The sequence below is a fragment of the Oleiphilus sp. HI0123 genome (assembly GCF_001635315.1).
This window is the reverse complement of record NZ_LWGE01001550.1, coordinates 1-3,903: the sequence shown is the minus strand read 5'-3', so window position 1 is coordinate 3,903 and position 3,903 is coordinate 1. Positions and strand designations below refer to the sequence as shown.

The 3,903-nt window shown below is 43.3% G+C and carries 5 protein-coding genes; 4 read left to right on the top strand and 1 reads right to left on the bottom strand.

Annotated features, from left to right (window positions below; genetic code table 11):
- From A3761_RS20755 to A3761_RS20745, 3 genes are all read left to right on the top strand, one after another.
- Window positions 1–760 (top strand): CheW domain-containing protein (locus tag A3761_RS20755; RefSeq protein WP_231881270.1); only part of this gene is annotated, 760 nt, incomplete at its 5' end.
- Window positions 761–904: 144 nt separating this feature from the next.
- Window positions 905–1,393: a chemotaxis protein CheW gene (locus A3761_RS20750; RefSeq protein ID WP_068554886.1), complete on the top strand. Its 489-nt coding sequence runs from the start codon at window positions 905–907 to the stop codon at window positions 1,391–1,393.
- A gap of 59 nt (window positions 1,394–1,452) precedes the next feature.
- On the top strand, window positions 1,453–1,866 hold the full coding sequence (locus tag A3761_RS20745) for a DUF2802 domain-containing protein (protein ID WP_068513732.1): 414 nt from the start codon (window positions 1,453–1,455) through the stop codon (window positions 1,864–1,866).
- A gap of 81 nt (window positions 1,867–1,947) precedes the next feature.
- On the opposite strand, the gene A3761_RS20740 is transcribed toward A3761_RS20745, so the two are convergent.
- Complete coding sequence (locus A3761_RS20740; protein WP_068554888.1) at window positions 1,948–2,385, bottom strand: hypothetical protein; 438 nt, start codon at window positions 2,383–2,385, stop codon at window positions 1,948–1,950.
- A gap of 191 nt (window positions 2,386–2,576) precedes the next feature.
- Between A3761_RS20740 and sbcD the strand changes: the two genes are divergently transcribed.
- The gene (sbcD, locus tag A3761_RS20735; protein ID WP_068554890.1) at window positions 2,577–3,848 is read left to right on the top strand and encodes an exonuclease subunit SbcD; all 1,272 of its coding nucleotides are present in this window, start codon (window positions 2,577–2,579) and stop codon (window positions 3,846–3,848) included.
- Window positions 3,849–3,903: the final 55 nt, after the last annotated feature.

The window sequence follows — 3,903 nt, the reverse complement described above, 5'->3', positions numbered from 1 at the left end:
GATTCTGGAGAAGAAAAAGTCAAAGTTGAGCGCGGCTCAGCTTTCCCGCTTGGAAGCGAAGCTTGGTCTTAAAGCCGAGCCCGAGCTTAAAACAAAGGTTAAGCAAGAAGTACTTGTTGAAACTGTCGACAAGCCAAAGGTATCCGTTTCTGCACCTGCACCCCTGAGTGATACCAAGGTAGACGCTAAAGTTCAGGCTAGGGAGGCTGTGACTACTGAAGTTTCTGAAATTGAAAAGATACATGAAAAAAGAACAGCTTTGGTTACGCCTGGTGAGCCTGGACAAGTTGGGCCGCCTTCATGGGCTCAAGATCGCTTCGAGTGTTTGATCTTTTCTGTAGCAGGTTTAAAGCTTGCGGTGCCTTTAGTTTCTCTCGGTGCAATCTATAAAATTGAAAAGGAGCTCACGCCAATTGTCGGCCGGGCAGATTATTTTATGGGCTTGTATAGACATTTGGATAGAAATGTCAGAGTGGTCGATACAGCTCAATGGGTCATGCCGGACCGTTGGAGCGAGGATGCTCGGGCCGGATATCAGTTCATTATTAGACTGGGTGGAAATAATTGGGGCTTAGCTTGCGACTCAGTTCACGAATCCATTCAGCTTGAACCTGATATGGTTAAATGGCGCAGTGAGCGTACGAGTCGAGCGTGGTTATCTGGTACGGTGATAGGGCATATGTGTGCTTTACTCGACGCAGACGTAATGAGCTTGATGCTAGAAGAGAAAGCTTCTGGCAATGGAAGCTCAATTTCTTGATAATTGTGTCACTATTTTCTGGCATAGATTGTGCGATGCTCTATATTTAGAAGATGATCTGTTAAGTTTTTGACGTGAGAGAGTAAAGCTTTGAAAACTTGGCGCGAATTATTGTCTTTTAGGAAATAGGTAAGGGGTCAACTAATGACATCAAACACTGGGCACAGTAGCCATGCTGCTGAAGATCCGATTCTGCAAAACGTCACTTTTCGCTTAGCAGACGAGACGTATGGTATTAACGTAATGCAGATTCAGGAAGTATTACGTTATACTGAAATTGCCCCCGTGCCAGGCGCACCTAACTATGTGTTGGGTATTATCAATCTGCGCGGTAATGTAGTAACGGTTATCGATACACGGACTCGATTTGGTTTACCTAGTGCCGATGTAACTGACCATTCTCGTATCGTTGTTCTTGAAATTGATGGGCAGGTTATTGGTATTCTGGTCGACTCGGTTGCAGAGGTTGTTTATATTAAACACTCTGAAATGGAAACTGCGCCGAATGTCGGCAACGAAGAAAGTGCAAGATTTATACAGGGCGTTTGTAATAAGAACGGCGAACTGATTATCTTGGTTGAATTTGAGAAGATGCTATCTGAAGAAGAATGGTCTGAAATGGGCTCGTTCTAAACTCGATAGCCAATTTGTTTTTGGCCCTCAATGCTAATTGAGGGCTATGAGGAGTAGGCATGTCAATTTCTGTAGAGTTTGTTCCATTGGTTTCAGCGATACTCGTATGTTTGCTTGCGGTGTACGCTTTGGTAATCAAGCGTAGCATTACCTTATCAGAAAGGAGCACTGCTGATCTGGTCGATGAGCTATCAAAAGAAGTTCAGGGAATTAGCCATGGCTCAATGGGTGTTGGGCGTAAGGTTATTGCTCTGGAAAAGCGTGTCGAAGAGCTTGAAGCCATAATAGACGAAATGCAGAAAAATGACCCGACTAAAGTTTCTTACTCCGAAGCGTCACGTTTGGTGGAGTTGGGAGCGGGGATCGATGACCTAATGAATAGTTGTGGCATCTCTCGTCCAGAAGCAGAGCTTGTTAGTGCTCTCACCGAAAGTAAGCAAGATACTATTCCTACCCTTACTCCCACTAAGTAGCTTTAAGCCAGCCAATACTTAAATCAGTGTTCACATCGAGAGCATAGCTTGGGTGTGAACTAGTTATACATCATCAAATGCTTAAGCAACTGCAGAATATTCATTCATAGCTCTTATCGGCTGCACTACTTTACTCTTTTCTTTGTATAGTGAATGTTCAATATAGGCGTCAATTTCACACTCAGCTTCGGCATCTAAGGCGCCAAAGCGTAACTCAAGTTGAAAGGTATCTTTAGATAAGCGTCTAATACAGATTACATCTGCATTAATTTGAAGAAAGCTTTCTAATTTAAATGCGACTTCAATTTTAACCGGACACTTAGGTGATACCGAAGGTGTATTGGGTAGTAAGCGATGCAAGGTTTCTTGGTCACAGTTTAGGCATATGCCGTCACGAGAAATGGTTTTAATCGTTGCTCTCTCATGTACCCCTTGGCCTGATAAAACAGATGCTTCACTTGTTTTATAGCTTTGTGCATCGAGTGCAATCGGTGTGTGATAGATGAGTTGTCTTTTCATAATCTGTCTCAATAAGTCCTGCTAATTCATTGCTACTATTAAACTTATCTTTTACAAGAAAATTAACAAGGTGATCTTTGTATCACTTTGAAAGCTTATGCAACCATGTGAACCAAGTCCGCAATAAAATGCCTTTACTTCACAAAAATAAGGGGTAAATTAGTCTTCAAATTGAAAATCGGGTCAACATCTTGAAAATAATTCACTCCTCCGACTGGCATCTTGGTCAGTATTTCATGGGTAAAAGTCGCCAAAAAGAACATCAGGGTTTCCTTAATTGGCTGGTTGAGCAGGTTCTTGAGCATGAGGTTGACGCCGTTATTGTTGCCGGCGATATATTTGATACCGGGGCTCCACCTAGCTATGCTCGCGAACTTTATCACAAGTTTGTGATTGACTTTAGTGAAGCGACAAACAAGGCTGTGCCTCTCGTTATTGTTGCCGGAAATCATGATTCTGTCGCCATGCTTGAAGAAACCTCTGACTTGCTTGCGCACTTCAACACGCATGTAATTTCTTCTGCAAACGAGAATACCTACGAGCAACAGCTATTGCCCCTGACAGGCGCTGCTGGTGAAATAAAGGGAATTATATGTGCCGTTCCATTTCTAAGAGCTAGAGACCTGGTTGGTAGTCATTCCGGTTCGACAGGGAAGGAAAAGCAACGAGATTTACAAGATGCGATAAAGCGGCACTATCAGGTGCTTTATCGTAAGGCCCTGGGTTTAAGAGATATTAATGATTCAAAGATCCCGATTATTATGACAGGGCACTTAACAGTCGTCGGCGCACGCACAAGTGAATCGGTCAGGGATATTTATATCGGTACCTTGGAGGCGTTTTCAGCAACATCCTTTCCCTCGGCAGATTACATTGCCCTGGGACATATCCATAAGCAGCAGCAAATTAAGGGCAATGGCAATATCTACTATAGTGGTTCGCCAATTCCGCTTAGCTTTGACGAGCTAAACCAGAAAAAGTCAGTGCAAGTGGTAGAGTTTGATGAGGCTGGTGTGACGGTGGATGCCATTGAAGTACCGGTTTTTCAGCAGCTGTACAAAATAAAAGGAAACCTCGAGGAGATTAGCGCTAAACTTTCAGAGTTGAAGGGCGGTCGTGATGGCAGTGCTTATTGTTCAGAAAGCAATGGTGACCTTAGTGAGACTATTTGGCTTGAGGTAGAAGTTGAAGAACAGGATTATCTTGAAGACCTTCAGAAACGCATCGAAGAATTAGTGGACGATAGCAATATCGAAGTGCTTTGTTTGAAGCGCAGCAGAAATCGAAAAGGGTTAAGCCTGGTCGCCGAAAGTAGCGAGCGTTTGCAGGAACTTAAACCAGGCGAAGTTTTTGAAAAAAGGCTGTCATTAGAGCAAGACGGAATTGATGATGTACTAAAAAGCCGTCTGCAACAGATGTTTAAAGAGGCGCTGCTACAAGCTGAGCAAGGAGACAAGCTCTAGAGCTGCAGTTATGAAAATACTAAGTATTCGTCTTAAGAATATCAACTCTCTACGC